Origin of the sequence: Xanthomonas bonasiae (assembly GCF_017163705.1) — a bacterium.
Classification (GTDB): Bacteria; Pseudomonadota; Gammaproteobacteria; order Xanthomonadales; family Xanthomonadaceae; genus Xanthomonas_A; species Xanthomonas_A bonasiae.
In genome coordinates, this window is the sequence record NZ_JAFIWB010000002.1 from 109,863 (window position 1) to 135,057 (window position 25,195).

Consider the following 25,195-nt stretch of genomic DNA (forward strand, 5'->3'; position numbering starts at 1 on the left):
GATTCGCAACGGCGCGCTTCGATGTTTACGCCCAGCTTTGGGCAACCCACGAACGTTCAGGCACCGGGAACCGCTGTTACGAATCCCGAATCCCGAATCCCAAATCCCCAATCCCGGCCTTCAGGCCACCATGCCGGCCGCGTGGCCCGAGGCCCAGGCCCACTGGAAGTTGTAGCCGCCCAGCCAGCCGGTCACGTCCAGGACCTCGCCGACGAAGTACAGGCCGCGCACCTGGCGCGATTCCATGGTCGCCGACGACACCTGATCGGTGTCCACCCCGCCCAGGGTGACCTCGGCGGTGCGGTAGCCCTCGGTGCCGCTGGCCACCAGCGGCCAGGCGCCGAGCAGGGCGGCGGCGGCGCGCAGCTGCGGTTCGTCGAGCTGGCGGACCGGCTTGTCCGGCAGCCAGACTTCGCACAGGCGCTGCGCGAAGCGGCGCGGCAGGGCCTCGCCCAGCACCGTGCGCAGCTCGGCGGCGCCGCGCAGGAGCTTCTGCTCGCGCAGCCACGCGGCCGCGTCCTGCCCGGGCAGCAGGTCCAGGCGCAGGTCGTCGCCCGGCTGCCAGTACGAGGAGATCTGCAGGATCGCCGGGCCGCTGATGCCGCGATGGGTGATCAGCATGAAGTTGCGGAAGCTGGCGCCATTGCAGCTGGCTTCCACCGGCAGCGCCAGCCCCGACAGGTCCTGCAGGCGCTCCTGGTGCTTGCCGCTGAGGGTCAGCGGCACCAGTCCGGCGCGGGTCGGCAGCACGGCGTGGCCGAACTGGCGGGCCAGTTCGTAGCCGAAGCCGGTGGCGCCCAGGCTGGGAATGGACAGCCCGCCGCTGGCCACGACCAGCGAGGCGGCGTGCACAGGGCCGTCGTCGCTGTCGATGCGGAACCCCTCGCTGTCGCGTTCCACGCCGCGCACGCCGCACTGGGTGCGGATGGTGACGCCAGCCGCGTCGCATTCGTCCACCAGCATGCGCACGATCTGCTTGGAGGAAATGTCGCAGAACAGCTGGCCCAGTTCCTTCTCGTGATAGGCGATGCCGTGGCGTTCGACCATCTCGATGAAATCGGCCGGGCGGTAGCGCGCCAGCGCCGACTTGCAGAAGTGCGGGTTGGCGGACAGGAAATTGCCCGGGCCGGTGCCGGTATTGGTGAAGTTGCAGCGCCCGCCGCCGGACATCAGGATCTTCTTGCCGACCTTGTTGGCATGCTCGATCACCCGCACGCGGCGCCCGCGGCGGCCGGCGGTCAGCGCGCACATCAGCCCGGCGGCGCCGGCGCCGATGACCGCGACGTCGACCCGGATCGGCTCGGCGCGCGCGCTCATGCCGCGGCTTTGCGCACCGTCGGGGTGAAGGTGACGCTGCCGTCGTCGCCGAGCAGTTGCACTTCGCCGTCCTGGATCACCACGTCGAAACGCATGCTGCGCTGGATCAGCTCGGCGGCCGAGGCGACCGCGTCGCCGGGCAGGTCGATCACCTGCAGCGGCTTGAGCTTGAGCAGGCCGGAGGCGTTCTTCTCCCACCAGATGTCGGCGACGCGGCCGCCGTAGTTGGCCACCACCACTTCGCGGGCGCGGCCGCAGGCCTTGCGGATGCGCGATTCGTCGGGCTGGCCGACCTCGATCCACTGCTCGATCGCGCCGGTGTAGTCCATCCGCCACAGGTCCGGCTCGTCGTCGCTGCTCAGGCCCTTGCCGAACAGCAGGCGCTCCTCGGCGAACAGGGCGAAGGTCAACAGCCGTGCCATCAGCCGCTGGTCGGTTTCGGACGGGTGCTGGGCAAGGGTCAGCGCATGCGCCGCGTAGTAGCCGCGGTCCATGTCGGAAATCTGCAGGTCGGCCTTGCGGAGGGTGGCGGTGAGGGCCATGGGGGCACCGGAAGCAAAGAGGACCATGATAGTGGTTTGCTCGAGGCTGTCCGAGACGGTGCTTCTGGATCGACGCGATTGGTGGCACGCTTCCAGCCCGCCGTCCTGGTTGTCCGGTCCATGTCACGCCCCCGTCCCCGACGCCTGCAGATCGAAGGCGCTACCTTCATCTGCGGCGTGCGCCCGCTGCGCGATGCCGCGGCCGCTGCCATGGTATTGGCCGCCCACGGCGCGGGCCGGCATCTGCGGCTGTGCTTCCGCTCCGATCCTGCGCAGGGGTGCCTGGCCGGCGACGCCGGGCTGGAGGCCGGCACCGTGCGCACGGCGGCGGGACGCTGGGTCAGCCTGCACCGTCCCGGTGTGATGCGGGCGCTGATCGAGGCCGGGTTGGCGCACACCGCGCCGGCAGGGCACCTCGATGACGGCTGGCAGTTGCTGGCGGCTGCCACCCTGCCGGCCGACAGCCTGGACCACGGCAGGGAGCCGGGATGACCCTACCCAGTCGCCTGCAATTGCCGCCCGGCGCGTGGCCGACCCTGCTGGACGGACTGTGCGCGCGGTTTCCGCAGGTGCCGCGCGGGCACTGGCTGGACCGCTTCGCGCGCGGGCGGGTGCAGGACCGGCATGGCCGGCCGTTGCCGGCGTCGCTGCCGTACCGGGTCGGGCTGGAAGTGCGCTATTTCCGCGAGGTCGCCGACGAGGCGCCGATCGCCGGGGTGGAGCGGATCGTCCATGCCGACGCGCATCTGGTGGTGGCCGACAAGCCGCACGGGCTGCCGGTGACTCCGTCCGGGCGCTACGTGCGCGAGACCTTGCTGGCGCGGCTGGTGGCGCGGCTGGGCAATCCGGCGCTGGTGCCGCTGCACCGGCTGGACCGCGCCACTGCGGGGCTGGTGCTGTTCTCGGCCGATCCGGGTAGCCGCGGCGCCTACCAGGCGCTGTTCCGCGAGCGGCGCATCGCCAAGGCCTACCAGGCGCTGGCCCCGGCCTTGCCGGGACAGGCGTTTCCGCTGCTGCGCGCGAGCCGGCTGGTGCGTGGCGAGCCGTTCTTCCGCATGGCCGAGGTCGACGGCGAGGCCAACAGCCTGACCCGGATCGCCGTGCTGGACGCGCCCGACGGACCGCTGTGGCGCTACGCGCTGGCGCCGGTGACCGGCCGCAAGCACCAGTTGCGCGTGCACATGGCCGCGCTGGGCGCGCCGATCCTGGGCGATGCGCTGTATCCGCAGTTGCGCGCGGAGGAGGAGGGCGGCACCCCCGATGTGCTGCAGCTGCTGGCATGCGGGCTGGCGTTCGACGATCCGCTCAGCGGGCAGACGCGCAGTTTCGCCAGTGCGCAGGCCTTGGCCTGGCCGTCGGCGTGATGACGCGACCGAACTCCGCGAGACGCGTCGCGCCGCACCCTCATCCCAACACCTCTCCCGGCGGGAGAGGGGGTTATGCGCCTGGCGGCTGTTCCCTTCTCCCCTCGGGACCATGGCCCCCTTTTCGGGGGAAGGTGCCCCGCAGGGACGGATGAGGGTACGGGCGCAGCCTCGTGCATCCAGACTCCGCGAGCCGCTTCGCGCCGGACCCTCACCCCAACCCCTCTCCCGATGGGAGAGGGGCTTTCAGTGTCATAGTGGACGACGATTGCGTGCGCCGGCAGGTCATCCAGTGGAACGCCCGGCAAGGGGAGGGCGGCTGCGCAATTTGCGTAGAACGGCAGTTATATCGACCGCACCACCGCGGACTTTAGGCCTGGGTTCAGCATCTTTGTGGGCGATCTCGGTTTGTCTACACAAACATGTCGCTTTTTGCGGACGACCCGCGTATGGTAGGTCCCACTGTGTTTGCTAGGGTCACCGTGAATCGTGGCCTGGTGCAGTTGATCTCGCGATCCGCTTCATCGTTCCGCTTTACCAACGCCTGCAACTCAGTCTCGGCCCCGATACCCGGTGGCTGCGATTTCTTCAATCCAATGTTTCAGGAGTTAGTAAATGAGCGAGCGTCAGGGTGGTACCGTGAAGTGGTTCAACGATGCCAAGGGCTTCGGCTTCATCACCCCGGAAAGCGGCCCGGACCTGTTCGTGCATTTCCGCGCGATCCAGGGCACCGGCTTCAAGTCGCTGCAGGAAGGCCAGAAGGTGACGTTCGTCGCCGTCCAGGGCCAGAAGGGCATGCAGGCCGACCAGGTGCAGGCCGTCTAATTTAGACGCCAGCTACCGCAAGGTTGCCAAAACGCCGGGAGCGCAAGCTCTCGGCGTTTTTATTTGTGCGTGTGCGTAGCTGCGGCCCCGCTTGGAGCCGCGCCCGCGTTGGCCCACACGTGCCTCTGCAGCCGCGTCGGGGTGCAGAGACCTTGCGCGGTGCCTGTAGTCGCGATCCCCATGCGGGCCCGGCTACCATGGCCGCCCCCGCGCCTTCGGAACCGTTGCCATGATCACCGTCCACCACCTCAACCAGTCCCGTTCCCAGCGCGTGCTGTGGCTGCTGGAGGAACTGGCGCTGCCCTACCAGGTGGTCAAATATCAGCGCGACAAGCAGACCATGCTGGCACCGCCGGAGCTGCGCGCGATCCATCCGCTGGGCAAGTCGCCGGTGCTGGTCGACGACGGCCACGTGCTGGCCGAATCCGGCGCGATCCTCGATTACCTGGTGGAGCGCTACGACACCGAGCGCGCGCTGTCGCCGTCGCCGCAGCCGCTGGAGGCGCCCGAGCGCCTGCGCTACCGCTACTGGATGCATTACGCCGAGGGTTCGGCGATGCCGCCGTTGCTGATGAGCCTGGTGTTCGGGCGCATCCGTTCGGCGAAGATGCCGTTCTTCGCGCGGCCGATCGCCCGCGCCATCGTCGACAAGGCGATGCACAGCTTCGTCGGCCCGCAACTGAAGCTGCATCTGGACTGGATGGAGCGCGAACTGGCGGCCACCGGCTGGTTCGCCGGCGACCGCTTCACCGCCGCCGACGTGCAGATGAGCTTCCCGGTCCAGGCCGCGGCCGCGCGCGCCGGCCTGCAGGCCTATCCGAACCTGGCCGGCTTCGTGCAGCGCATCGAGCAGCGTCCGGCCTACCAGCGCGCGCTGCAGCAGGGCGGGCCGTTCGAACTGCTCGGCAGCGGCAAGGCCGGCTAGGGCGCGTCCTTCGTCCCAAGGCAGAGCGCGGCCCGTGGCGAGGGCGTTCGATACGCTGCGCTACGTTGCTTCACGGTTGCGGCGTGCGCGGCTGGCACTGGCGCACGAAGGCGATGCTGTCGGCCATGACCGGCAGCGCCGGATCGTCCTTGCGCAGCGCCAGCGCCAGGCGCAGATGGCCGACGCCCGGATAGATCTTCAGCTCGGCGGGCACGCCGGCGCGGTGCAGGGCCGCCTGCAGCGAGCGGCTGTCGCGCGGTTCGACCACGCGGTCGTCGGCGCCGTGCAGCAGCAGCGCCGGCGGTTCGTCGCCATCGACGAAGGCCACCGGCTGCGAGCGCCGCTGCTGCGCCGGGTCGCGGCCGAACATGCCGATCAGGTCGGTGTCGGTCAGCGGCAGGAAGTCGTAGGGGCCGGCCAGGCCGACCAGGCCGCACAGGTGCCGCGGCGACAGGCCCTGCGCCTGCAGCCAGCGGCCGTCGGTGGCCAGCAGCGCGGCCATGTGCGCGCCGGCGGAGTGACCCATCAGCACCAGCCGGCGCGGGTCGCCGCCGTGCTCGGCGGCATGCCGTTGGCTCCAGGCGACCGCGGTGGCGGCATCGTGCATGAAGCCGTCCAGGGTCACCTGCGGGTACTTGCGGTAGTCCGGCACGATCGCGACCACGCCATGCCGTGCCAGCGCCTCGCCGGCCCAGCGGTACTGCTGGCGGTTGCCGGTCTTCCAGGTGCCGCCGTGGAAGAACACCACCACCGGCGCGTTCTGCGCCGCGACCGGGCGATAGACGTCCAGCTTCAGGCCATGCGCCGCATCGAACACGATCCCGCGCTGCTCGCTCAGCCCGTTGCGCGCGGAGCCGGCGTTGAGGCCGCCGAAGAACACGCTGCTGCAGGCGGAGACCAGTAGCGAGGACAGGGCGACCAGCAGGTGGCGCGGCCAGCGTGGCGGCGTTGGCGAACGTTCGGACATGACGGTACCTGCAGGAAAGGAGCGGGAGCATGCCGCATGCATGTGTCGGCAGCGAGTGCATGGCGTCGGCGGCACTGCCGGCAAGTACGCGCAAGATGTCGCTGCGGATGCGCTGGCCCGGCCGAGCCCGCCATTTCCTTCTCTCGCCGGAAGCGTGGCTCCCTTTTCGGGAAGGTGTCCGGCAGGGCGGATGAGGCTAGGGTAGGGGAAGCCTTTAGCACCTGGACACCGCGAGACGCTTCGCGCCGTACCCTCACCCCAACCCCTCTCCCGGTGGGAGAGGGGCTAGCGGCTGTTCCCTTCTCCCGTCGGGACCATGGCCCCCTTTTCGGGGGAAGGTGCCCCGCAGGAGCGGATGAGGGTCCGGGCGCAGCCTCGTGAATCCAAACGCAGCGAGGCGCTTCGCGCCGCGCCTTGACCCCAGCTCCTCTCCCGATGGAGAGGGCTGTAAGCTGGCGCGTATGCCTGCATTGCGCTTCGATAACCGTTTTACCGCCGAGCTGCCTGGCGATCCCGAGCGCGGACCGCGTTTGCGCGAGGTGGTGGGCGCGCTGTGGTCGGAGGTCGCGCCGACCCCGGTGGCCGCGCCGCAGTTGCTGGCCCATTCGCGCGAAGTGGTGGCCATGCTCGGCCTGTCGGAGCAGGAGGTGCTGGCGCCGCAGTTCGCCGAGGTCTTCGCCGGCAACGCGCTTTACCCGGGCATGCGGCCGTATGCGACGAACTACGGCGGCCACCAGTTCGGGCATTGGGCCGGTCAGCTCGGCGATGGCCGCGCGATCGCGCTGGGCGAGGCGCTGGGGGCGGACGGGCAGCGCTGGGAGCTGCAGCTCAAGGGCGCCGGGCGCACGCCGTATTCGCGCGGCGCCGATGGCCGCGCGGTGCTGCGCTCGTCGATCCGCGAATTCCTGTGCAGCGAGGCGATGCACCACCTCGGCGTGCCGACCACGCGCGCGCTGAGCCTGGTCGCCAGCGGCGAGCGCGTGGTGCGCGACATGTTCTACGACGGCCATCCGCGCGCCGAGCCGGGCGCAGTGGTGTGCCGGGTGGCGCCGTCGTTCGTGCGCTTCGGCAGTTTCGAGCTGCCGGCCGCGCGCGGCGAGACGGCCTTGCTGCGGCAACTGGCCGATTTCGTGATCGAACGCGATTTCCCAGTGCTGCACGCGGGTGGCGCCACGCCCTATGCTGACTGGTTCGGCGAGGTCTGCACGCGCACCGCGACGATGGTCGCGCACTGGATGCGGGTCGGCTTCGTGCATGGAGTGATGAATACCGACAACATGTCGATCCTGGGCTTGACCATCGACTACGGCCCGTACGGCTGGATCGACGACTACGATCCGGACTGGACGCCGAACACCACCGACGCCCAGGGCCGCCGCTACCGTTTCGGCACCCAGCCGCAGATCGCGTACTGGAACCTGACGCGGCTGGCGCAGGCGCTGGCGCCGCTGTTCGCCGACGTCGCGCCGCTGCAGGCCGGATTGGCCCGTTTCCGCGACACATACGCGCAGGCCGAACGCGACAACACCGCCGCCAAGCTCGGCCTGTCTGCCTGCGGCGAGACCGACCTGGCGCTGATGCAGGACCTGCTGCAACTGCTGCAGCAGGGCGAGGTGGACATGACCCTGTGGTTCCGCGGGCTGAGCGCGGAGCAACTGCCGACGCTGGCGGACCTGGCCGTGGCGTTCTACGACCCGGCCAAGCTGGCCGCGCAGGCGCCTGCATTCGAGGCCTGGCTGGCGCGCTATGCGCAGCGGCTGCGCGACGATCCGCTGCCGGCGCCCGCGCGCGCGGCGAAGATGCGCGCGGCCAACCCGCGCTACGTGTTGCGCAACTACCTGGCGCAGCAGGCGATCGACCGTGCCGAGCAGGGCGATGCCGAGGGCGTCGCCGAATTGCTGGAGGTGATGCGCCGGCCCTACGACGAGCAGCCGGGACGCGAGGCGTTCGCGGCGCGGCGCCCGGACTGGGCGCGCGACCGCGCCGGTTGTTCGATGCTGTCGTGCAGTTCCTGACGAAACACGAAGCACTGCAGCAGGGGCTTCGGCTCCGACGCTTTACCGGCAAGGTGTCGGAGCTGAAGCCCCTCCTGCAGAAGGCTCGGCATCGCCGCGATTTCGCAGTCGCCTCGTCAGGCCCGGGCGGGCGTCAGCGCGACGAAGGCGCGCGATAGCGCCAGGCGGCGAGGAAGCTGGTCACCACTTCCGCCGCCAGCGCCTGCTGGCTGTCGCGATCCGGGGCCTGCCCGTTGAGCATCGCGCCGGGATAGGCGTAGCCGATCGCCGCGCCGATGAAGGCGCTGGCGGCCAGCGTGGGCGAGGCCACGCGCACGTCGCCGCGCGCATCCAGCATCTGCAGCAGGTCGCTCAGGCGCTGGCGCAGGCGCCCGGTGCGGCGCTGGTGCATCGATTGCAGCAGGTCCGGCATCTGCGCGCTGGCCTGCACCAGCAGCCGGTGCAGGCGCAGCGAGGACGGCGCGTACAGGTGCGCCTGCACGGTCAGCGCGATCTGCTGCAGCGCGCGCGGCAGGTCCTGCGAGGCCGCATCGCCGATGTTCTCCAGCTGCGCCTGCAGTTCCTCGTTCAATGCCTCGAACACCTGCATCAGCAGGTCGGCCTTGCTGGAAAAATGGTTGTACAGGCTCTGCCGGGTGAGCCCGGCATGCAGCGCGATCTGCTCCAGCGAGACCTCCAGGCCGTGCTCCAGCAGCAGCTCGCGCGCGGCGTGCAGCAACCGCGGCCGCGCCAGCGCCGGGCGCCCGCGCTGGCGCCCGGGCGGCGCAATCGCCCGCGCTTCCGCCGTCGCCGCGGGGGCGCGAGGCGGCGTGGCGCGGACGATTGTGCGATCCTTCATGCTTATTTATTTGTCTTTAAGTAAATTAAATGATCCTCCCCCCAGCTTCCAGGATCAAGCGCATGCCTGCGCCTTTCGTCCAGCGTTCCCGCCGCACGCTGTCGTTGCTGCTGTCCGTCGCCCTCGTCACGCTCGCCGGCTGCAAGGGCGAGCGCACCGCGCCGCCGGCGCAGGCCAGGACCGTGGGGGTGGTGACCTTGCAGCCGCAAAGCGTGCCGCTCAGCGCCGAACTGGCCGGGCGCACCGCCGCCTCCGAAGAATCCGAAGTGCGCCCGCAGGTCGGCGGCATCCTGCGCAAGCGGCTGTTCGAGGAGGGCGCGATGGTGCGCGCCGGGCAGCCGCTGTTCCAGATCGAGCCGGTCCTGTACCAGGCCGCGGCCAACGAGGCGCAGGCCAACCTGGCCACCGCCGAGGCCACGCTGGCCACCGCCAAGCTGCGCGCCGAGCGCTACCGCGAACTGGGCAAGACCCGGCTGGCCGCACAGCAGGACGTGGACGACGCCCAGGCCACCTACAAGGAAGCGCTGGCCAGCCGCGACGCCAACCGCGCCGCGCTGGACACCGCGCGCACGCAGTTGCGCTTCGCCACCGTGGAGGCGCCGATCAGCGGCCGCATCGGCCGCGCGCGGGTGACCCCGGGCGCGCTGGTCACCGCCAGCCAGGCCGATGCGATCGCCAAGATCCAGCAACTGGACCCGATGAACGTGGACATCACCCAGTCCGGCAGCCAGTTCCTGGCGCTGCGTCGCGCGATCGCCGACGGCGGGGTGCAGCCGGCGACCGCCGAAGTGCGGCTGAAGCTGTCCGACGGCAGCGACTATCCGCTGCCGGGCACGCTGCAGTTCGCCGACATCGACGTGGAGGAAACCACCGGTAGCGTGACCCTGCGCGCGCGCTTCCCTAACCCTGACGCGCAGTTGCTGCCGGGCATGTACGTGCGCGCGATCGTCGGCCAGGGCATCCGCCAGCAGGCGCTGCTGGTGCCGCAGGCGGCAGTGGACCGTACGCCGCGCGGCGACGCGCAGGCCTGGGTGGTGGGCACCGACAACATCGTGCGCCAGCGCCAGTTCACCACGCTGCGCGCGGTCGGCGACCGCTGGCTGGTCGGCGACGGACTCAAGCCCGGCGAGCGGGTGGTGGTGGAGGGCCGGCAGGGCCTGAGCGACGGCGCCAAGGTCACGGTCAAGCCGGCCGCCGCTGCCGCCGGCCAGGGCTGATCCGGCATGCTCGCGCGCTTCTTCATCGCCCGCCCGATCTTCGCCTGGGTGCTGGCGATCTGCATCATGGCCGCCGGCGCCATCGCCGTGTTCACCCTGCCGGTGGAGCAGTATCCGGACATCGCCCCGCCCGGGGTCAACGTCACCGCCACCTACAACGGCGCCTCGGCGCAGACGGTGGAGGACAGCGTCACCCAGGTGATCGAGCAGCAGATCAAGGGCATCGACCACCTGCTGTATTTCTCCTCGACCAGTTCCTCGTCCGGGCAGGCGCGGATCAGCATCACCTTCGACCAGGCCGCCAATCCCGACATCGCCCAGGTGCAGGTGCAGAACGCGGTCAACCAGGCGCTCAACCGCCTGCCGCAGGAAGTGCAGCAGCAGGGCGTGACCGTCTCCAAGTCGCAGGGCGACAGCCTGATGGCGGTGGCGCTGTACGACAGCACCGACCGGCTGGACAACGTCGACATCTCCGACTACCTGATCAGCACCCTGCAGGACCCGATCAGCCGCATCAACGGCGTCGGCGAGATCAACGTGTTCGGCGCGCAGTACGCGATGCGCGTGTGGATGGACCCGCACAAGCTCAACGCCTACAACCTGATGCCCGGCGACGTGCGCAGCGCGATCGAGGCGCAGAACACGCAGGTCACCGCTGGCGAACTCGGCGCGCTGCCCACCGGCGCCGACCAGGAGCTCAACGCCACGGTGACCGCGCAGTCGCGGCTGCAGACCGCGGAGCAGTTCCGCGCCATCATCCTGGCCACCCAGGCCGACGGCTCCAGCGTGCGCCTGGGCGACGTGGCGCGGGTGGAGATCGGCGCGGAGAACTACCAGAACAGCGCCACGCTCAACGGCCATCCGGCGTCCGGCTTCTCGGTGACGCTGTCCTCCGGCGCCAACGCGGTGGCCACCTCCGACGCGGTGCGCGCCACCATCGAGCGGCTCAAGCCGACCTTCCCGCCGGGCATGGAAGTGGCCTACCCGCGCGACAGCACGCCGTTCGTGCGGATCTCGATCGAGGGCGTGGTGCACACCCTGATCGAGGCGATCGTGCTGGTGGTGGTGGTGATGTTCCTGTTCCTGCAGAACGGCCGCGCCACGCTGATCCCGGCGATCACCGTGCCGGTGGTGCTGCTGGGCACGTTCGGCATCCTCGCCGCTGCGGGCTTCACCATCAACACGCTGACCCTGTTCGCGATGGTGCTGGCGATCGGCCTGCTGGTGGACGATGCGATCGTGGTGGTGGAGAACGTCGAGCGGATCATGCACGAGCAGCATCTGCCGCCGCGCGAGGCGACCGAGCAGTCGATGGGCGAGATCACCGGCGCGCTGATCGGCATCACCGTGGTGCTGGGCGCGGTGTTCCTGCCGATGGCGTTCTTCGGCGGCTCCACCGGCATCATCTACCGCCAGTTCTCGATCACCATCGCCTCGGCGATGGCGCTGTCGGCGCTGGTCGCGCTGACCCTGACCCCGGCGCTGTGCGCGACCCTGCTCAAGCCGGTGGAAAAGGAGCGCCAGCTCGGACGCTTCTTCCGCTGGTTCAACCGCGGCGTGGAGCGCAGCCAGCACGCCTACCAGCGCCGGCTCGGCACGATGCTGCGGCAGCCGCGGCGCTGGATGGCGCTGTACGCGGTGATCGTGCTGGCGATGGCGGCGCTGTATGCGCGCATGCCGACCGGCTTCCTGCCGGTGGAGGACCAGGGCCAGGTGCAGATCCAGTTCACCACGCCCGAGGGCACGCCGCTGGCCAAGACCGAGGCGCTGGGCCGGCGCATCAACGATTACTTCATGGCCCACGAGAAGAACAACATCACCGCGGTGTTCATGGTGATCGGCCGCAACAACGCCGGCACCGGGCAGAACGCCGGCCAGGCCTTCGTCGCGCTGCGGCCGTGGGGCGAACGCAACCGCGACAACACCGCGCAGGCGATCATCGACCGCGCCAATGCGTATTTCCGCGGCACCGCCGACGCCAAGATCAGCGTGCTGTCGCCGCCGGCGGTGCGCGGCCTGGGCCAGTCCAGCGGCTTCGAATTGTGGATCCGCGACAGCGACGGCGCCGGCCGCCCGGCGCTGCTGAAGGCGCAGCAGCAGGTGCTGCAGGAGGCCGGCGACGATCCGCAGCTGACCGCGGTGCGGCTCAACGGGCTGGGCGACAAGGCGCAGCTGCAGGTGGACATCGACCAGGCCCAGGCCAGCGCGCTGGGGTTGGCGCAGAGCGACATCAACACCACGCTGTCCACCGCGTGGGGCGGCAGCTACGTCAACGACTTCATCGACCGCGGCCGGGTCAAGCGCGTCTACGTGCAGGGCGATGCGCCGTACCGTTCGCTGCCGGAAGATATCGGCCAGTGGTACGTGCGCGGCAAGGACGGGCAGATGGCGCCGTTCGCCAGCTTCGCCAGCACCCATTGGACCCGCGGGCCGCAGCTGCAGCAGCGGTTCAACGGCCTGCCGGCGTCGCAGATCCAGGGCGGGGCCGCGGCCGACAGCAGTTCCGGCGAGGCGATGCAGCGGATGCAGGCGCTGGTCGCCAAGCAGAAGGGCTTCGACCTGCAGTGGAGCGGCCTGTCCTATCAGGAGCAGCTGTCGAGCAACCAGACGCTGTGGCTGTATACCGCCTCGATCGTCTTCATTTTCCTGTGCCTGGCGGCGCTGTACGAGAGCTGGTCGATTCCGGTGGCGGTGCTGCTGGTGATCCCGCTGGGCGTGCTCGGCACGGTCACCGCGACCACCCTGGCCGGCTTCGTCAACGACATCTATTTCCAGGTCGGCCTGCTGACCACGATCGGCCTGTCGGCGAAGAACGCGATCCTGATCGTCGAGTTCGCCGAGGCCGAGCAGCGCGCCGGGCGGCCGTTGCTGGAGGCGGCGCTGGAAGGCGCGCGGTTGCGCCTGCGGCCGATCGTGATGACCTCGCTGGCGTTCGTCGCCGGCGTGCTGCCGCTGGCGCTGTCCACCGGCGCCGGCGCGGCCAGCCGCCGCGAGATCGGCGTCAGCGTGATCGGCGGCATGCTCTCGGGCACGCTGCTGGCGGTGCTGCTGGTGCCGCTGTTCTTCGTGCTGGTGCGGCGCCTGCTGCATGGCCGGGCGGCGGAGACGCAGGCCGGGTAGGTCGTAGACGGGCAATGCGGCGGCGCTGCACGGCGCCGCATTGCGCCTAAAATGAGCGCTTCCCCACGCTGCGATGTCCCGATGAACGATTCCTCCTGCTGCGGCGCGCCCAGCGACGCACCGGCCCACTGGTCCGGACGCATCCGCGATATCGCCGATTTCCCGAAGCCGGGCATCGTGTTCAAGGACATCACCCCGCTGCTGGCCGACGGCCCGGATTTCGCCTCGGCGCTGGACGAGATGGCGCGTCCCTGGCGCACCACACCGCTGGACGCGGTGCTGGGCATCGAGTCGCGCGGCTTCATCCTGGGCGCAGCGCTGGCGCACGAACTGCGCACCGGTTTCGTGCCGATCCGCAAGCCGGGCAAGCTGCCGGGCAGGACGGTGACCCAGGACTACACGCTGGAATACGGCAGCGACCGCATCGAGATGCACGCTGACGCGCTGCCGGCCGGCGCGCGGGTGCTGATCGTCGACGACGTGCTCGCCACCGGCGGCACCTTGCGCGCGGCGCTGTCGCTGGCGCGGCAACTGCAGCTGGAGATCGTCGGTGCGGTGGTGCTGGTCGAGCTGCAGGCGCTGCAGGGGCGCGAGCGCTGGAGCGACGCGGTGCCGCTGTTGGCGACGCTGACGTATTAGAGCGGGGCGGTCGGTGCGGATGGACGTCGTCGTGTGCGGCGCGCGGTCCTGCGCGCACGGCGAGGGCGACGGACTACCGCGGCAGCGGCAATCGAGCCGGGCGAGCGCTCGTTGGCGGGCGATGTCGATCCGCGGCTGAATGTGTCAACCGCGCGCATTCGCCCGCGAACTGCGTGGCTTACCGTTTTCCGCATGCGATCGGCATGCGACGGGTGGTGGCACGATGAACGGACAAACGCTGTTGCTGGCCTTGGCGGCCGCATTCGCGCTGGCCAAGCTGGTCTCGGCATTGCTCGTGGCGATCTGGCCGGGCGGCACGGCGGCGATCGCCGCTTCGCGTCTGGGCCGCTGCGTCTACGCCAGCGGCAAGACCACACCGGTGCTGCTGGCGCTGACCCTGCTGCTGTACGCGGTGCTGTTCGAACCGCCGGCGCAGCTGCGCGCCTGGCTGGCGCTGGCACTGCTGCTGGGCGCGGCGCTGGCGCTGCCGATCATCCACCTGCGCCGCAGCCGGCGCGGCAGGGGCGGGGCGCATCCGCCGCGGCAGTGGTCGCGGATCGTGCGGCTGCGCTGAGCGGGTCGAGGCCGGCACCGACGTCGGGTGCGCTTTGGAGCCGATCGTCGACGAGCGAGCGGCCATCGGCGGCAGCGTGCTCGCAGGGACCGCCGCGATCGCGACCCCCGCGCGACGCCGCATCAGTGCGGATAGACCACCGTTTCCAGGCTGGGGTCGGCGTAGGCGTCGGCGTGGCTCAGGTGCCCATCGAACGGGCCGACCTTGCAGATCCGTCCGTCGTGCGTGAACACCAACTGGAGTCCGTGTTCCTGTTCCCAGTCGCAGTTGCATTCCAGGCTGATGCGGATCCGCCCGTCGCGGTAGCGGCTGGCATAGGCCTCGCTGCCGAACTGGACGTGCTGCCACACCTGCGCCGGGTCGTCGATGCGTGGCGAGGGCAAGCCGTGCTTTTCGTGCAAGGCGTGCATGCGTTGGTAATACGCGAACACGTGCGTCGCGGCGGCGGCGAACACCGCATCGTCGATGTGCAGGAACGCTTCGATGGCGGCACCGAAGTCGGCCTGCGCCGGATCGGCGGCATAGTCTTCGAGGACGAAACTGCAGTCCGCGCGCATCCAGCGCACTGGCACCTCATCGCTCCAGGCGGTGCCGTCCTCGTCCTCGTCCAGCGACGCCAATATCTGCGCCAGCAAGCTCACAGCTTGCTGACCCGGAACCGGCGGCCCTTGATCTTGCCCGCCTGCAGTTGTCCCAGCGCGCGGCCGGCATGCTCGCGGGCGATGGCGACATAGGAGCGGGTCGCGTAGATCGCGATCTTGCCGATCGCCGCGCCCGACAGGCCGGCATCGCCGGTCAGCGCGCCGAGGATGTCGCCGGCGCGCAGCTTGTCGGTCTTGCCGCCGTCGATGCGCAACGTGACCATCGCCGCCTGCGGCAACTGCGCCGGGCGCGCGGTGGCCAGCGGCGCGCGCGACCAGCGCAGCGGCTGGCCCTGTTCGGCCTCCAGCGCCTGCGCGCGCGCCAGCTCGCGCGGCGCCACCAGGCTCAGTGCCAGGCCGCGCTTGCCGGCACGCGCGGTGCGGCCGATGCGGTGGCGGTAGGTTTCGGTATCGGTCGGCAGTTCGTAGTTGAGCACCGCCGCCAGGTCCTCCACGTCCAGCCCGCGCGCGGCCACGTCGCTGGCGACCAGCACGTTGCAGCTGCGGTTGACGAAGCGCACCAGCACCTCGTCGCGGTCGCGCTGTTCCATGTCGCCGTGCAGCGCCAGCGCCGAGAAGCCGAACTGCTGCAGCGAGCCGGCCACCTCGTCGACCTCCTTTCGGGTGTTGCAGAACACCACGCTGGACTCGGGGGTGAAGCGCAGCAGCAGCCCGGCCACCGCCTTCTGCCGGTAGGTGGGGTCGACTTCGAAGAACTGCTGCTCGATCTCCGGCGCGCTGTCGGCGCCTTCGATGGTGATTTCCGCCGGCTCCTTCAGCAGTTCGCGCGCCAGGGTGCGGATCGCGTCGGGGAAGGTGGCCGAGAACAGCAGGCTCTGGCGGTGCTTGTCGCAGCGGCTGGCGATCTCGCGGATCGGCTCCTCGAAGCCCATGTCGAGCATGCGGTCGCCTTCGTCCAGCACCAGCGTGCGCACCCCGCCCAGGTGCAGCGCGCGCTTGCGCGCAAGCTCCTGGATGCGCCCGGGCGTGCCGACCACCACCTGCGGATCGTGCGCCTCCAGCGAGGCCAGCTGCGGGCCCAGCGGCATGCCGCCGGTCAGCACCACCAGCTTCATGTTGGGAATGCCGGTGGCCAGCTTGCGCAGCTGCTTGCCGACCTGGTCGGCCAGTTCGCGGGTCGGGCAGAGCACCAGCGCCTGCGCGCGGGTCAGCGCCGGGTCCAGCTTGTGCAGCAGGCCCAGGCCGAACGCCGCGGTCTTGCCGCTGCCGGTGGGCGCCTGCACGATGACGTCCTGGCCGGCCAGGATCGGCGGCAGGCTCTGCGCCTGCACCGGGGTCATCGTGGTGTAGCCGAGCGCGTCGATGCCCGGCGCCAGCGCCGGGGAGAGGGACAGGGTGTCGAAATCGTTCATGGCGCATTTTAGCCGGGACTGGGGACTCGGGACCGGGGACTCGGCAAATCCGGAGCAATGCGCGGCGCCAACCGCGGCTGTCTGCGCTCTTGGTCCCGAGTCCCGAGTCCCGAGTCCCGTACAATTCCCCCATGCCTCTTATCACCCTACAGAACGTCGACTACAGCGTCGGCGGCCCCTTGTTGCTGGAAAAGACCGAACTGTCGATCGAGCCGGGCGAGCGTATCGCCCTGATCGGCCGCAACGGCGCCGGCAAATCGACCTTGATGAAACTGATCGCCGGCGAGCTCAAGCCCGACGATGGCGAGATTCGCGTCCAGCAGGGCGTGCGCATCGCGCGGCTGGAGCAGGAGGTGCCGCACGGCGCCGCCGGCAGCGTGTTCGACGTGGTCGCCGACGGCCTGGGCGAGCTCGGCCACTGGCTGGCCGAGTTCCACCGGCTCAGCCACGCCGCCGAGTTCGACGGCGACGCGCTGGGCGCGGTGCAGTCCAAGATCGACGGCGCCAACGGCTGGGCGCTGGACCAGCGGGTCAACGAGACCCTGACCCGGCTCGACCTGGACGGCGACGCCGAGTTCGCGCGGCTGTCCGGCGGCATGAAGCGGCGCGTGCTGCTGGCGCGCGCGCTGGTGTCGGCGCCGGACCTGCTGCTGCTCGACGAGCCGACCAACCACCTGGACATCGAGGCGATCGACTGGCTGGAACTGTTCCTGAAAGGCTGGAACGGCAGCGTGGTGTTCGTCACCCACGACCGGCGCTTCCTGCGTGCCCTGGCCACGCGCATCGTCGAGATCGACCGCGGCCAGGTCACCAGCTGGCCTGGCGACTGGGCCAACTACGAGCGCCGCCGCGAGGAGCGGCTCAACGCGCAGGCGCAGGAGAATGCGCGCTTCGACAAGATGCTGGCGCAGGAGGAAGTGTGGATCCGCCAGGGCATCAAGGCGCGCCGCACCCGCGACGAAGGCCGCGTGCGGCGCCTGGAGTCGATGCGCAACGAGCGCACCCAGCGCCGCGAACTCGGCGGCAACGTGCGCATGGAGGCGGCGCAGGGCGAGTCTTCTGGCAAGAAGGTGATCGAGGCCAAGGAGCTGAGTTTCGCCTTCGGCGCGCGGACCATGGTGCGCGATTTCTCCAGCACCATCCTGCGCGGCGACCGCATCGGCCTGATCGGCCCCAACGGCAGCGGCAAGACCACGCTGCTGAAGCTGCTGCTGGGCGAGCTGACCCCGGGCAGCGGCGAGGTCCGCACCGGTACCAACCTGCAGGTGGCCTATTTCGACCAGTACCGCGCCACCTTGCGCGAGGACTGGAGCGCGATCGAGAACGTCGCCGAGGGCCGCGACTTCATCGAGGTCAACGGCAAGCGCAAGCACGTGCACGGCTACCTGCAGGATTTCCTGTTCACCCCGGAACGCGCCCGCGCGCCGATCACCCGCCTGTCGGGCGGCGAGCGCAACCGCCTGCTGCTGGCGCGGCTGTTCGCGCAGCCGTCGAACCTGCTGGTGATGGACGAACCGACCAACGACCTGGACGTGGAGACGCTGGAGCTGCTGGAAGAGCTGCTCGGCGACTACACCGGCACCTTGCTGCTGGTCAGCCACGACCGCGACTTCATCGACAACGTGGTGACTTCGACCATGGTGATGGAAGGCGACGGCCGCATCGGCGAGTACGTCGGCGGCTACAGCGACTGGGTCCGCCAGCGCGCCGCGCCGCCGGCCAGCGCGATGGCGGTAGCCAAGGCCTCGGCCACCGCAGCGGCGACCGCGCCTGCAGTGGCAGCGCCCGCCGCTGCCGCGGCGCCGGCGGCCAAGCGCAAGCTCAGCTACAAGGATGCGCGCGAGCTGGAGCAGTTGCCGGCGCGGATCGAGACGCTGGAGCAGCAGGTCGCGGCATTGACCGCGGCGATGACGGAGTCGTCGTTCTACCAGCGCGATGCGGCGGCGGTGACCGCGCATACGCAGGCGCTGACCCAGGCGCAGGCCGAGCTGGACGCGGCCTATGCGCGCTGGAGCGAGCTGGACGCGTAGCGGCGCCGGTTTAAGGGGCGTTCTCTGCTACAGGCGCTTGCCATCGGCTGGCCGGCGCACGGTGGGGCTGCAGGGGCACTTCAGTCACTACAGTATTCGACGCCGGAGAGTCCACCGCTTCGCGCGTCGCGACTGAAGTCGCTCCCACAGGGAACTCGCGCCGCGTTGGATAGGTGCACTGTGTGAGGGACTTCAGTCCCGACGCGGGCCGGTTGCGGCGACTTCGCCGCTTCGTTCGTCGCGGCTGAAGCCGCTCCTACAAAGTCTCGCGGCCAGCGTGCTGGGTGCATTGTGGGAGGGACTTCAGTCTCGACGCGGTGCGGTTGCGGCGACTCCGCCGCTTCGTTTGTCGCGGCTGAAGCCGCTCCTACAAAGTCTCGCGGCCAGCGTGCTGGGTGCGCTGTGGGAGGGACTTCAGTCCCGGCGCGGTTCGGTTGCGGCGACTTCGCCGCTTCGTCCGTCGCGGCTGAAGCCGCTCCTACAAAGTCTTGCGGCCAGCGTGCTGGGTGCACCTTGGGCGGAATTTCAGCATTGAAGCGGCGCCAGCCGCGCGACTGCGCAGCCGGCGCTCCGCTCAGCGCGAGGCGGCTTCCTCTTCGTCGTCGTCTTCGTCCAGATCATCGGCCTGGCTGTCGCGCTCGTCGGATTCGGCCTCGTCGCCGGTCAGCAGGCCGACGAAGGCGACGAAGGCGATGCCGTCCTGCGCCCATTCCTTGGCCACGTCGTCGAGCAGTTCCAGCAGCACGTCGAAATCCTTCTTCGCCACCGATTGCAGTTCGGCCGCGTCTTCCAGCAGCAGCGCATAGCCGCCCTTGGCCGGCAGCCACGACAGGTCGCGCAGGCCGTCCATCAAGGCATCCCAGTTGCGGCCGAAGCCGATCGGGAAGTCCAGCTGCGCGGCCAGCCGCATCAGCAGCATCGGCTTGCTGCTGCAGCCCTGCAGGTCGATCCGGCACAGCCGCAGGCCGGCGTCGCGGCCGAGCGCGGCGATGCTGTCCAGGTCGCTGTTGGCGACGCGGTAGACGCCGGATGCGGCCGGCTCGGCCAGGTTCAGCGAAAAATTGAAAGTGTTCATGGCGACGGCCTCCCGGAGGCGATGCTGAAACTGCGGAAACTGGCGTAGTGGTCGTCGCTGTAGTACCAGACGTCCGGCGGGTCGCCGCCGGTGACGATGCGCCGCGTCCCGCGGTGCTCCAGCCCCGGCGTGTCGACGGTGTATTCGCGATAGTAGCCGCGCGGGCGTGACGGCAGCCGGTTTTCGCGGTTGCCGAACACGCTGCCGTCCTGGCGGTGCGGGAACGGACCGCCGCGCTGGATCAGGGCGATGGTGGCGCGCGCTTCGGGCGGCAGGAACGCCGGCAGCGTGGCGTCCGCGCTCGCGGCCGGCGTGGCCGGCGGCTGCGCCGGCGCAGGTGCCGGCAGCGGAGCGGGGTTGGTGAGCGCGGGCGCGAACTGCGGATGCGGCGGCTGCTGCAATGCGCGGATGCCCCACAGTCCGGCGGCGAGCAGCACGATCGCGGCGATCAGTAACACGGGCTTGCGCATCGGGGGAAGCTCCAGCGAGAACGGCGGGTGCCGCGTTCTGGCGCAGCAGCGGCACAGTATGGGCGAGCGCGGCTGTTCGTGCTCTTAACCACGCGCCAGCAATGCTGGCCTGGCGTCGCGCCAGCGCCGCGGACGCGGCTGCAACGCGCGATTCACATGCGACTAACCGGGTGCTGGCGCATGGTAGCCGCCGATCCGCGGCGGCGGCCGGCACTGCCGTTGCGCGATGGGACGATGTTTCCCCAACGCCGGTCTTGGTATGGTCGCCGGTCGTCCCTACCATTCATCATGCAACGTCCGTCCTTCCGGCGGGCGAACGTCCAGGAGAACCACATGGCCTACACCCTCCCCAAGCTGCCCTACGCCTACGACGCGCTGGAACCGCACATCGATGCGCAGACGATGGAAATCCATCACACCAAGCATCACCAGACCTACATCAACAACGTCAACGCCGCGCTGGAAGGCACCGAGTACGCCGACCTGCCGGTCGAGGCGCTGGTGTCCAAGCTGAAGTCGCTGCCGGAGAACCTGCAGGGTCCGGTGCGCAACAACGGCGGCGGCCATGCCAACCATTCGCTGTTCTGGACGGTGATGGCGCCCAACGCCGGCGGCGCCCCGGTCGGCGAGGTCGCCAAGGCGATCGACAGTCAGCTCGGCGGCTTCGACAAGTTCAAGGAAGCCTTCACCAAGGCCGCGCTGACCCGCTTCGGCAGCGGCTGGGCGTGGCTGAGCGTGACCCCGGACAAGAAGATCGTGGTCGAAAGCACCGCCAACCAGGACAGCCCGCTGTTCGAGGGCAACACTCCGATCCTGGGCCTGGACGTGTGGGAACACGCCTACTACCTGAAGTACCAGAACCGCCGCCCGGACTACATCGGCGCGTTCTTCAACGTGGTGGACTGGAACGAAGTCGAGCGCCGCTACCACGCCGCGATCGCCTGATCGCGCCGGCAGCGCCGTGGATCGAAAGGCCGGGTTCGCCCGGCCTTTCGTTTTGTGCGCTCAGGCGGCCGGCAGGCACAGCCTGGCGGTGACGGATGCACGCTCGGCGCCGTTGCCGGGCACCGCGGCCGGCGTGCCGGTACCGGCGCTGTCGCGGTTGTGCCGCGCATACCAGCCCGGGGTCGCGCCGGTGACGCGGCGGAAGCTGTTGACGAAATGGCTCTGGTCGAAGAAGCCGAGTTCGTAGGCCACCGTGCTGACCGAATGGCGTCCGCTCAACAGCAGTTGCCGGGCGCGTTCGATCCGCCGCTGCAGCAGGTATTGCATCGGGCTGTGGCCGGTACTCAGGCGGAACATGCGCGCGAAGTGGTAGCGGCTGACGCAGGCGGCGTTGGCGATGTCGGCCAGGCCGATGCGCTCGGCCAGATGGTGGTCGATGTAGCGTTGGGCGCGGGCCAGTGCGCACGGGCGCAGGCCTTTGCCGGCGGCGCTGGCGGCGGGCGGGCGATCGGTGGCGGTGGAGCGTTGGGCGGGAGCGTGGGGGCGGGGCATGGCGTGTCTCCTGGGAAGCGCCGGAAACGCACGCGCGCGATCTCGGCTGGCGCCTGCGGCATGCGCGTGGATGCGGTTCCGGGACCTGTCCATGCTGCTGCCGGCGCCGCAGCGCGGCCACCCCATTCCGGCAGAGCGGATGCTCACCCGTTCGGGGGATTCCGCTGCGAGGCCTGTGCCGGTTCGCGCGGCAACACCAGCAGGCGCCGGCCGAAACAGCGTGCGTCGAGCGAATAGGCTCCGGGCCCGAGCAGCGCCAGTGCCAGCGCCGGCAGTGCCGCCAGCAGTGCGCTGCCCGCCACGGTCGTGCCATGCCACAACGCCAGCGCCGGCACTGCGCAGGCCAGCGCGGCGGCGAGCGGAGTGAGCGCGCCGACCGCCGCCAGCAGCGCCAGCGCCAGCGCCGCCCAGCGCCAGTGCGGCGGCAATGCCCAGGCGCCGCCGGCGGTGGACGGCCATAGGCTCAGCGCCAGGAACAGCCGCAGGGCCAGCAGCCCGAGTCCGGCGCTGCCGCCGGGGAACATGGAGTAAAGTCGTTGCATGGCCCTCAGGCTAAGGCCGGCGCAGCACGCCGGCCTAGCCGTATTCGGGGCAGCGCAACATCCCTCGATCGGGGCGTTGGCGGGTTCGGCGCAGCCGTCGAAAATCCGGTTTTTTCCTTTTTGCGAGCGAGAGAAAGCGCAGTGCGAAGTCTGCGAAGACGGCTTTGGGCGGGCGCCGTGCTGGTGCTCGGCCTGGCCTTCGCGGCGACGCTTGCCGCGGCCACACCGACGCCGTTGCGGCCGACGCCGCTGCACAACACCGCCTGGCGGGTGGAGCAGGGCGCGCCGGCGGACGTGTGGGCGCTGGCGCAGTCGGGCGACGGCTATCTGTGGATGGCCACCGGGTTCGGTCTGTACCGCTTCGATGGCGAGCGCTTCGAGCGCCGCGAGCCGGCGCATGGCGCGCAGCTGCTGTCGCAGAACGTGACCGCGCTGACCGTGTTGCCGGACGGGCGCATGTGGCTGGGCTATTTCGATGGCGGCGCCAGCCTGCTGCAAGGCGGCCGGCTGCTGAACTTCGGCGCGGCCGAGGGCTTCCCGGCCGGGCCGGTGGCGCGCTTGGAAACGGACGGCCAGGGCACGCTGTGGGCGGCGACCTGGGCCGGGCTGGCCCGCTTCGACGGCCGCCGTTGGCAGCGGATCGGCGCCGACTGGGGGTATCCGTCCGCACGCGCCGACTGGCTGCTGCGCGACCGCCGCGGCGTGCTGTGGGTGAGCAGCGGCGACAGCGTGCTGCGGCTGCGCCCGGGCGCACGCCGCTTCGAGTCCACGGGCATCGCCACCATGCTGTACGCGGTGCTGGCCGAAAGCCCGGACGGCCGCATCTGGCTGTCGGACCGGCGCGGCGGCACCCGCGTCATCGCCGATGCCGACGGCACGCTGCTGCCGCCGACGGCGCAGCTCGCCGTGCCGGCGCTGCGCGGTCTGGCGGCACGGCGCATGGGCTTCGCCCGCGACGGCAGCCTGTGGCTGTCCGATTTCCAGGCGCGCGGCGCGGTGCGGGTGGTGCTGGACGATCCGCGCGCGCCGCGGCTGGAGCGGTTGCGCCGCAGCGACGGGCTGGCCTCGGACTTCGCCGCGCCGGTGCTGGAGGACAAGGAGGGCAATGTCTGGATCGGCAGCACGCTAGGTCTCAACCGCTACCGCCAGCGCAACGTGATGGCGCTGCCCGGCCAGCCCGGTGCCCAGGCCGGCGAGGTCGAAGTGCATGCGCAGCCCGACGGCAGCGTGCTGGTCTCCGACCCGCAGGGCATGTTCCGCGCCGACCGCGCCAGTGCCGAGCGGCTGCTGCGCGGCGAACCGCTGGCGCAGGAGTACGCGCGGCTGCGCGACAGCGGCTGGGTGCTCGGCGCCGACGCCATGCTGCGGCTGCGCCACGGGCGCCGCGAGGAGGTCGCGTTGCCGATCGGGTTCGCGCCGCGGCAGGTGCGCGCGTTCCTGTCCGATCGCGCCGGCGACGCCTGGGTCGCGATCGCCGAGCACGGCGTGTTCCGCTACCGCGCCGGGCAATGGATGCGGCAGGCCCTGCTGCCGCCGGCGACCTGCACCGCGATCGCCGAGGACGCGCAGGGCCGCTACTGGTTCGGCTACGCGTCCGGGGAAGTGCGGCAGTTGCAGGGCGGGCGGGTCCGCGCGTTCGCGGCCGGCGACGGCGTGCAGGTCGGCCGGGTCAATACCATCCATGCCGGCGCCGGCGCGCTGCTGGTGGCCGGCGAGCTGGGCATCGCGCAATGGCAGGGCGCGCGCTTCGCGACATTGCCGCCGTCGCGCGCACCGGGCTTGCGCGGCATCACCGGCATCGCCGAGAGCGAGGACGGCGAGCTGTGGCTCAACGGTGCCGTCGGCGTGTCGCGGATCGGCCGGCGCCAGCTCGATGCGGCGCTCGGCGCCGCCGCGGCGACGCTGCAACCGGCCTACTACGGTGCCGCCGACGGCTTGCCCGGCCTGGCGGTGCAGGCCAGCCGCAGCGGCACCGCGGCGCGCGACGGCGACGGCCTGGTCTGGCTGGCCACCAGCCAGGGCCTGGCCTGGATCGACACCCGGCGCCTGTGGCGCAACCCGTGGCCGCCGCAGGTGTTCGTGCGCGCGCTGTTCGCCAACGAGCGGCCGCTGCCGCTGGACGCGCCGCTGCTGTTGCCCAAGGGCACCACGCGGGTGCAGATTGCCTACACCGCGACCAGCCTGACCTCGCCGGAGCGGATGCGTTTCCGCTTCCGCCTGGATGGCGTGGACGAGACCTGGCGCGATGCCGGCGCGCGCCGCGAGGCGTTCTACACCAACCTGCGCCCCGGGCAGTACCGCTTCCAGGTCATCGCCGCCAACAACGACGGGGTCTGGAACACGCAGGGCGCCACGCTGCGCTTCGGCATCGCGCCGCGCTTCGTGCAGACCCCGGCGTTCTGGCTGCTGTGCGCGCTGGCGCTGCTGCTGGCCTTGTCGGCGCTGTACCTGCTGCGCATGCGCCAGCTGGCCACGCGGCTGCGGCTGCGGCTGGAAGAGCGCTACCAGGAGCGCGAACGCATCGCCCGCGAACTGCACGACACCTTGCTGCAGGGCTACCAGGGCCTGATCCTGCGCACCCATGCGGCGCTGGGCACGCTGCCGGCCGGCGCGCCGCTGCGGCGCGAACTGGAGAGCACGCTCGATCGCGCCGAACAGGCGCTGGAGCAGGGGCGCGACCGGGTCGAGGGCTTGCGCGCCAGCGCCGGGAACACGCCCTCGCTGCCGACCGCCTTCGCCGACATGCTCGAGGAACTGGGCGCGCAATCGCAGGTGCAGCGGCAGGTGCTGGTCGAAGGCGCGCCGCTGCCGCTGCAGCCTCTGGTCGCCGACGAGTTGTACCAGCTCGGCCGCGAGGCGCTGCTCAACGCGTTCCGGCATGCGCAGGCGAGCAGCATCGAGGTCGAGATCGCCTACGGCCGCGATGCGCTGCGGCTGCGTTTTCGCGACGACGGCCGCGGCATCGAGCCGCAGGTGCTGGCCGCCGGCGGCCGCGCCGGGCATTGGGGACTGACCGGCATGCAGGAGCGCGCGCGGCGCATCGAGGCGCGCCTGGATGTGTGGTCGCGGCCCGGCATGGGCACCGAACTCAATCTGCGCCTGCCGGCGCGCCGCGCCTACCGCGAACCGGCGCGAAACCGGCTATGGTGCCGCCTGCGCCAGTGGCTGGCGGGAACCGAGTGAAGTGAGACGTGAAGTGAGCGAGCCGAAGTGAACGAGGTGTT

22 protein-coding genes are annotated in these 25,195 nt (G+C 70.6%); 12 read left to right on the forward strand and 10 right to left on the reverse strand.

Annotated elements, in window-relative coordinates; translation table 11 throughout:
- Positions 1 to 120: 120 nt before the first annotated feature.
- Complete coding sequence (locus JR064_RS03180) at positions 121 to 1,317, reverse strand: BaiN/RdsA family NAD(P)/FAD-dependent oxidoreductase (protein ID WP_206228801.1); 1,197 nt, start codon at positions 1,315 to 1,317, stop codon at positions 121 to 123.
- Positions 1,314 to 1,859, reverse strand: coding sequence for a YaeQ family protein (locus JR064_RS03185; RefSeq protein WP_179565304.1), 546 nt, complete (start codon positions 1,857 to 1,859; stop codon positions 1,314 to 1,316). The genes JR064_RS03180 and JR064_RS03185 overlap by 4 nt, the downstream gene beginning before the upstream one ends.
- A 120-nt stretch (positions 1,860 to 1,979) precedes the next feature.
- Between JR064_RS03185 and JR064_RS03190 the strand changes: the two genes are divergently transcribed.
- The 4 genes from JR064_RS03190 to JR064_RS03205 all read left to right on the forward strand — a co-directional run bounded on the left by JR064_RS03190 (position 1,980) and on the right by JR064_RS03205 (position 4,973).
- On the forward strand, positions 1,980 to 2,351 hold the full coding sequence (locus JR064_RS03190; protein WP_206228802.1) for a hypothetical protein: 372 nt from the start codon (positions 1,980 to 1,982) through the stop codon (positions 2,349 to 2,351).
- Complete coding sequence (locus JR064_RS03195) at positions 2,348 to 3,223, forward strand: pseudouridine synthase (RefSeq protein ID WP_206228803.1); 876 nt, start codon at positions 2,348 to 2,350, stop codon at positions 3,221 to 3,223. Before JR064_RS03190 ends, JR064_RS03195 begins: the two co-directional genes overlap by 4 nt.
- A gap of 615 nt (positions 3,224 to 3,838) precedes the next feature.
- Positions 3,839 to 4,048, forward strand: a complete 210-nt coding sequence (locus JR064_RS03200) for a cold-shock protein (RefSeq protein ID WP_033483465.1) — start codon at positions 3,839 to 3,841, stop codon at positions 4,046 to 4,048.
- A 229-nt stretch (positions 4,049 to 4,277) separates the two neighbouring features.
- Complete coding sequence (locus JR064_RS03205) at positions 4,278 to 4,973, forward strand: glutathione S-transferase family protein (protein WP_179565298.1); 696 nt, start codon at positions 4,278 to 4,280, stop codon at positions 4,971 to 4,973.
- A 70-nt stretch (positions 4,974 to 5,043) separates the two neighbouring features.
- On the opposite strand, the gene JR064_RS03210 is transcribed toward JR064_RS03205, so the two are convergent.
- On the reverse strand, positions 5,044 to 5,940 hold the full coding sequence (locus JR064_RS03210) for an alpha/beta hydrolase (protein ID WP_206228804.1): 897 nt from the start codon (positions 5,938 to 5,940) through the stop codon (positions 5,044 to 5,046).
- Between the two features lie 461 nt (positions 5,941 to 6,401).
- Here JR064_RS03210 and JR064_RS03215 point away from each other — a divergent pair, with 461 nt between their 5' ends.
- On the forward strand, positions 6,402 to 7,955 hold the full coding sequence (locus tag JR064_RS03215; protein WP_206228805.1) for a protein adenylyltransferase SelO: 1,554 nt from the start codon (positions 6,402 to 6,404) through the stop codon (positions 7,953 to 7,955).
- Positions 7,956 to 8,088: 133 nt separating this feature from the next.
- Here the strand turns inward: JR064_RS03215 and JR064_RS03220 are convergent, their stop codons facing one another.
- Complete coding sequence (locus JR064_RS03220; RefSeq protein ID WP_241092831.1) at positions 8,089 to 8,793, reverse strand: TetR/AcrR family transcriptional regulator; 705 nt, start codon at positions 8,791 to 8,793, stop codon at positions 8,089 to 8,091.
- A 62-nt stretch (positions 8,794 to 8,855) separates the two neighbouring features.
- On the opposite strand from JR064_RS03220, the gene JR064_RS03225 reads away from it, so the two are divergent.
- The 4 genes from JR064_RS03225 (at position 8,856) to JR064_RS03240 (ending at position 14,343) form a co-directional block, all read left to right on the forward strand.
- Positions 8,856 to 10,010 (forward strand): efflux RND transporter periplasmic adaptor subunit, encoded by a 1,155-nt coding sequence (locus JR064_RS03225; RefSeq protein ID WP_206228806.1) that lies wholly within the window; start codon positions 8,856 to 8,858, stop codon positions 10,008 to 10,010.
- Between the two features lie 6 nt (positions 10,011 to 10,016).
- Positions 10,017 to 13,130 carry an efflux RND transporter permease subunit gene (locus JR064_RS03230; protein ID WP_179565290.1) on the forward strand — a complete coding sequence of 1,038 codons (3,114 nt, stop codon included), beginning with the start codon at positions 10,017 to 10,019 and terminating at the stop codon, positions 13,128 to 13,130.
- Between the two features lie 81 nt (positions 13,131 to 13,211).
- Positions 13,212 to 13,769 carry an adenine phosphoribosyltransferase gene (locus tag JR064_RS03235; RefSeq protein ID WP_179565288.1) on the forward strand — a complete coding sequence of 186 codons (558 nt, stop codon included), beginning with the start codon at positions 13,212 to 13,214 and terminating at the stop codon, positions 13,767 to 13,769.
- A gap of 223 nt (positions 13,770 to 13,992) precedes the next feature.
- Positions 13,993 to 14,343, forward strand: coding sequence for a hypothetical protein (locus JR064_RS03240; protein WP_179565286.1), 351 nt, complete (start codon positions 13,993 to 13,995; stop codon positions 14,341 to 14,343).
- 122 nt (positions 14,344 to 14,465) lie between these two features.
- Here the strand turns inward: JR064_RS03240 and JR064_RS03245 are convergent, their stop codons facing one another.
- Positions 14,466 to 14,978 (reverse strand): DUF6985 domain-containing protein, encoded by a 513-nt coding sequence (locus JR064_RS03245; RefSeq protein WP_241092832.1) that lies wholly within the window; start codon positions 14,976 to 14,978, stop codon positions 14,466 to 14,468.
- A 2-nt stretch (positions 14,979 to 14,980) separates the two neighbouring features.
- On the reverse strand, positions 14,981 to 16,357 hold the full coding sequence (gene dbpA / locus JR064_RS03250; protein ID WP_179565282.1) for an ATP-dependent RNA helicase DbpA: 1,377 nt from the start codon (positions 16,355 to 16,357) through the stop codon (positions 14,981 to 14,983).
- Between the two features lie 131 nt (positions 16,358 to 16,488).
- On the opposite strand from dbpA, the gene JR064_RS03255 reads away from it, so the two are divergent.
- The gene (locus JR064_RS03255; protein ID WP_206228808.1) at positions 16,489 to 18,387 is read left to right on the forward strand and encodes an ATP-binding cassette domain-containing protein; all 1,899 of its coding nucleotides are present in this window, start codon (positions 16,489 to 16,491) and stop codon (positions 18,385 to 18,387) included.
- Between the two features lie 574 nt (positions 18,388 to 18,961).
- Here the strand turns inward: JR064_RS03255 and JR064_RS03260 are convergent.
- Complete coding sequence (locus JR064_RS03260; RefSeq protein WP_179565278.1) at positions 18,962 to 19,462, reverse strand: barstar family protein; 501 nt, start codon at positions 19,460 to 19,462, stop codon at positions 18,962 to 18,964.
- Positions 19,459 to 19,932 (reverse strand): guanyl-specific ribonuclease, encoded by a 474-nt coding sequence (locus JR064_RS03265; RefSeq protein ID WP_179565276.1) that lies wholly within the window; start codon positions 19,930 to 19,932, stop codon positions 19,459 to 19,461. The genes JR064_RS03260 and JR064_RS03265 overlap by 4 nt, the downstream gene beginning before the upstream one ends.
- A 333-nt stretch (positions 19,933 to 20,265) precedes the next feature.
- Here JR064_RS03265 and JR064_RS03270 point away from each other — a divergent pair, with 333 nt between their 5' ends.
- On the forward strand, positions 20,266 to 20,877 hold the full coding sequence (locus JR064_RS03270) for a superoxide dismutase (RefSeq protein WP_185826205.1): 612 nt from the start codon (positions 20,266 to 20,268) through the stop codon (positions 20,875 to 20,877).
- Positions 20,878 to 20,937: 60 nt separating this feature from the next.
- Here JR064_RS03270 and JR064_RS03275 read toward each other — a convergent pair whose 3' ends face one another.
- On the reverse strand, positions 20,938 to 21,429 hold the full coding sequence (locus JR064_RS03275; RefSeq protein ID WP_206228809.1) for a helix-turn-helix domain-containing protein: 492 nt from the start codon (positions 21,427 to 21,429) through the stop codon (positions 20,938 to 20,940).
- Positions 21,430 to 21,572: 143 nt separating this feature from the next.
- Complete coding sequence (locus JR064_RS03280) at positions 21,573 to 21,971, reverse strand: hypothetical protein (RefSeq protein ID WP_179565271.1); 399 nt, start codon at positions 21,969 to 21,971, stop codon at positions 21,573 to 21,575.
- A 177-nt stretch (positions 21,972 to 22,148) separates the two neighbouring features.
- On the opposite strand from JR064_RS03280, the gene JR064_RS03285 reads away from it, so the two are divergent.
- A complete protein-coding gene (locus tag JR064_RS03285) occupies positions 22,149 to 25,154 on the forward strand; it encodes a triple tyrosine motif-containing protein (RefSeq protein WP_206228810.1) in 3,006 nt (1,001 codons plus the stop codon).
- The last annotated feature ends 41 nt before the right edge of the window (positions 25,155 to 25,195 follow it).

Excerpts from the sequence above, each read along its gene's own strand:
- JR064_RS03180 (WP_206228801.1), bottom strand. The coding sequence starts at position 1,317 with ATGAGCGCGCGCGCCGAGCCGATCCGGGTCGACGTCGCGGTCATCGGC.
- JR064_RS03185 (WP_179565304.1), bottom strand. The coding sequence starts at position 1,859 with ATGGCCCTCACCGCCACCCTCCGCAAGGCCGACCTGCAGATTTCCGAC.
- JR064_RS03190 (WP_206228802.1), top strand. The coding sequence starts at position 1,980 with ATGTCACGCCCCCGTCCCCGACGCCTGCAGATCGAAGGCGCTACCTTC.
- JR064_RS03195 (WP_206228803.1), top strand. The coding sequence starts at position 2,348 with ATGACCCTACCCAGTCGCCTGCAATTGCCGCCCGGCGCGTGGCCGACC.
- JR064_RS03200 (WP_033483465.1), top strand. The coding sequence starts at position 3,839 with ATGAGCGAGCGTCAGGGTGGTACCGTGAAGTGGTTCAACGATGCCAAG.
- JR064_RS03205 (WP_179565298.1), top strand. The coding sequence starts at position 4,278 with ATGATCACCGTCCACCACCTCAACCAGTCCCGTTCCCAGCGCGTGCTG.
- JR064_RS03210 (WP_206228804.1), bottom strand. The coding sequence starts at position 5,940 with ATGTCCGAACGTTCGCCAACGCCGCCACGCTGGCCGCGCCACCTGCTG.
- JR064_RS03215 (WP_206228805.1), top strand. The coding sequence starts at position 6,402 with ATGCCTGCATTGCGCTTCGATAACCGTTTTACCGCCGAGCTGCCTGGC.
- JR064_RS03220 (WP_241092831.1), bottom strand. The coding sequence starts at position 8,793 with ATGAAGGATCGCACAATCGTCCGCGCCACGCCGCCTCGCGCCCCCGCG.
- JR064_RS03225 (WP_206228806.1), top strand. The coding sequence starts at position 8,856 with ATGCCTGCGCCTTTCGTCCAGCGTTCCCGCCGCACGCTGTCGTTGCTG.
- JR064_RS03230 (WP_179565290.1), top strand. The coding sequence starts at position 10,017 with ATGCTCGCGCGCTTCTTCATCGCCCGCCCGATCTTCGCCTGGGTGCTG.
- JR064_RS03235 (WP_179565288.1), top strand. The coding sequence starts at position 13,212 with ATGAACGATTCCTCCTGCTGCGGCGCGCCCAGCGACGCACCGGCCCAC.
- JR064_RS03240 (WP_179565286.1), top strand. The coding sequence starts at position 13,993 with ATGAACGGACAAACGCTGTTGCTGGCCTTGGCGGCCGCATTCGCGCTG.
- dbpA (WP_179565282.1), bottom strand. The coding sequence starts at position 16,357 with ATGAACGATTTCGACACCCTGTCCCTCTCCCCGGCGCTGGCGCCGGGC.
- JR064_RS03255 (WP_206228808.1), top strand. The coding sequence starts at position 16,489 with ATGCCTCTTATCACCCTACAGAACGTCGACTACAGCGTCGGCGGCCCC.
- JR064_RS03260 (WP_179565278.1), bottom strand. The coding sequence starts at position 19,462 with ATGAACACTTTCAATTTTTCGCTGAACCTGGCCGAGCCGGCCGCATCC.
- JR064_RS03265 (WP_179565276.1), bottom strand. The coding sequence starts at position 19,932 with ATGCGCAAGCCCGTGTTACTGATCGCCGCGATCGTGCTGCTCGCCGCC.
- JR064_RS03270 (WP_185826205.1), top strand. The coding sequence starts at position 20,266 with ATGGCCTACACCCTCCCCAAGCTGCCCTACGCCTACGACGCGCTGGAA.
- JR064_RS03275 (WP_206228809.1), bottom strand. The coding sequence starts at position 21,429 with ATGCCCCGCCCCCACGCTCCCGCCCAACGCTCCACCGCCACCGATCGC.
- JR064_RS03280 (WP_179565271.1), bottom strand. The coding sequence starts at position 21,971 with ATGCAACGACTTTACTCCATGTTCCCCGGCGGCAGCGCCGGACTCGGG.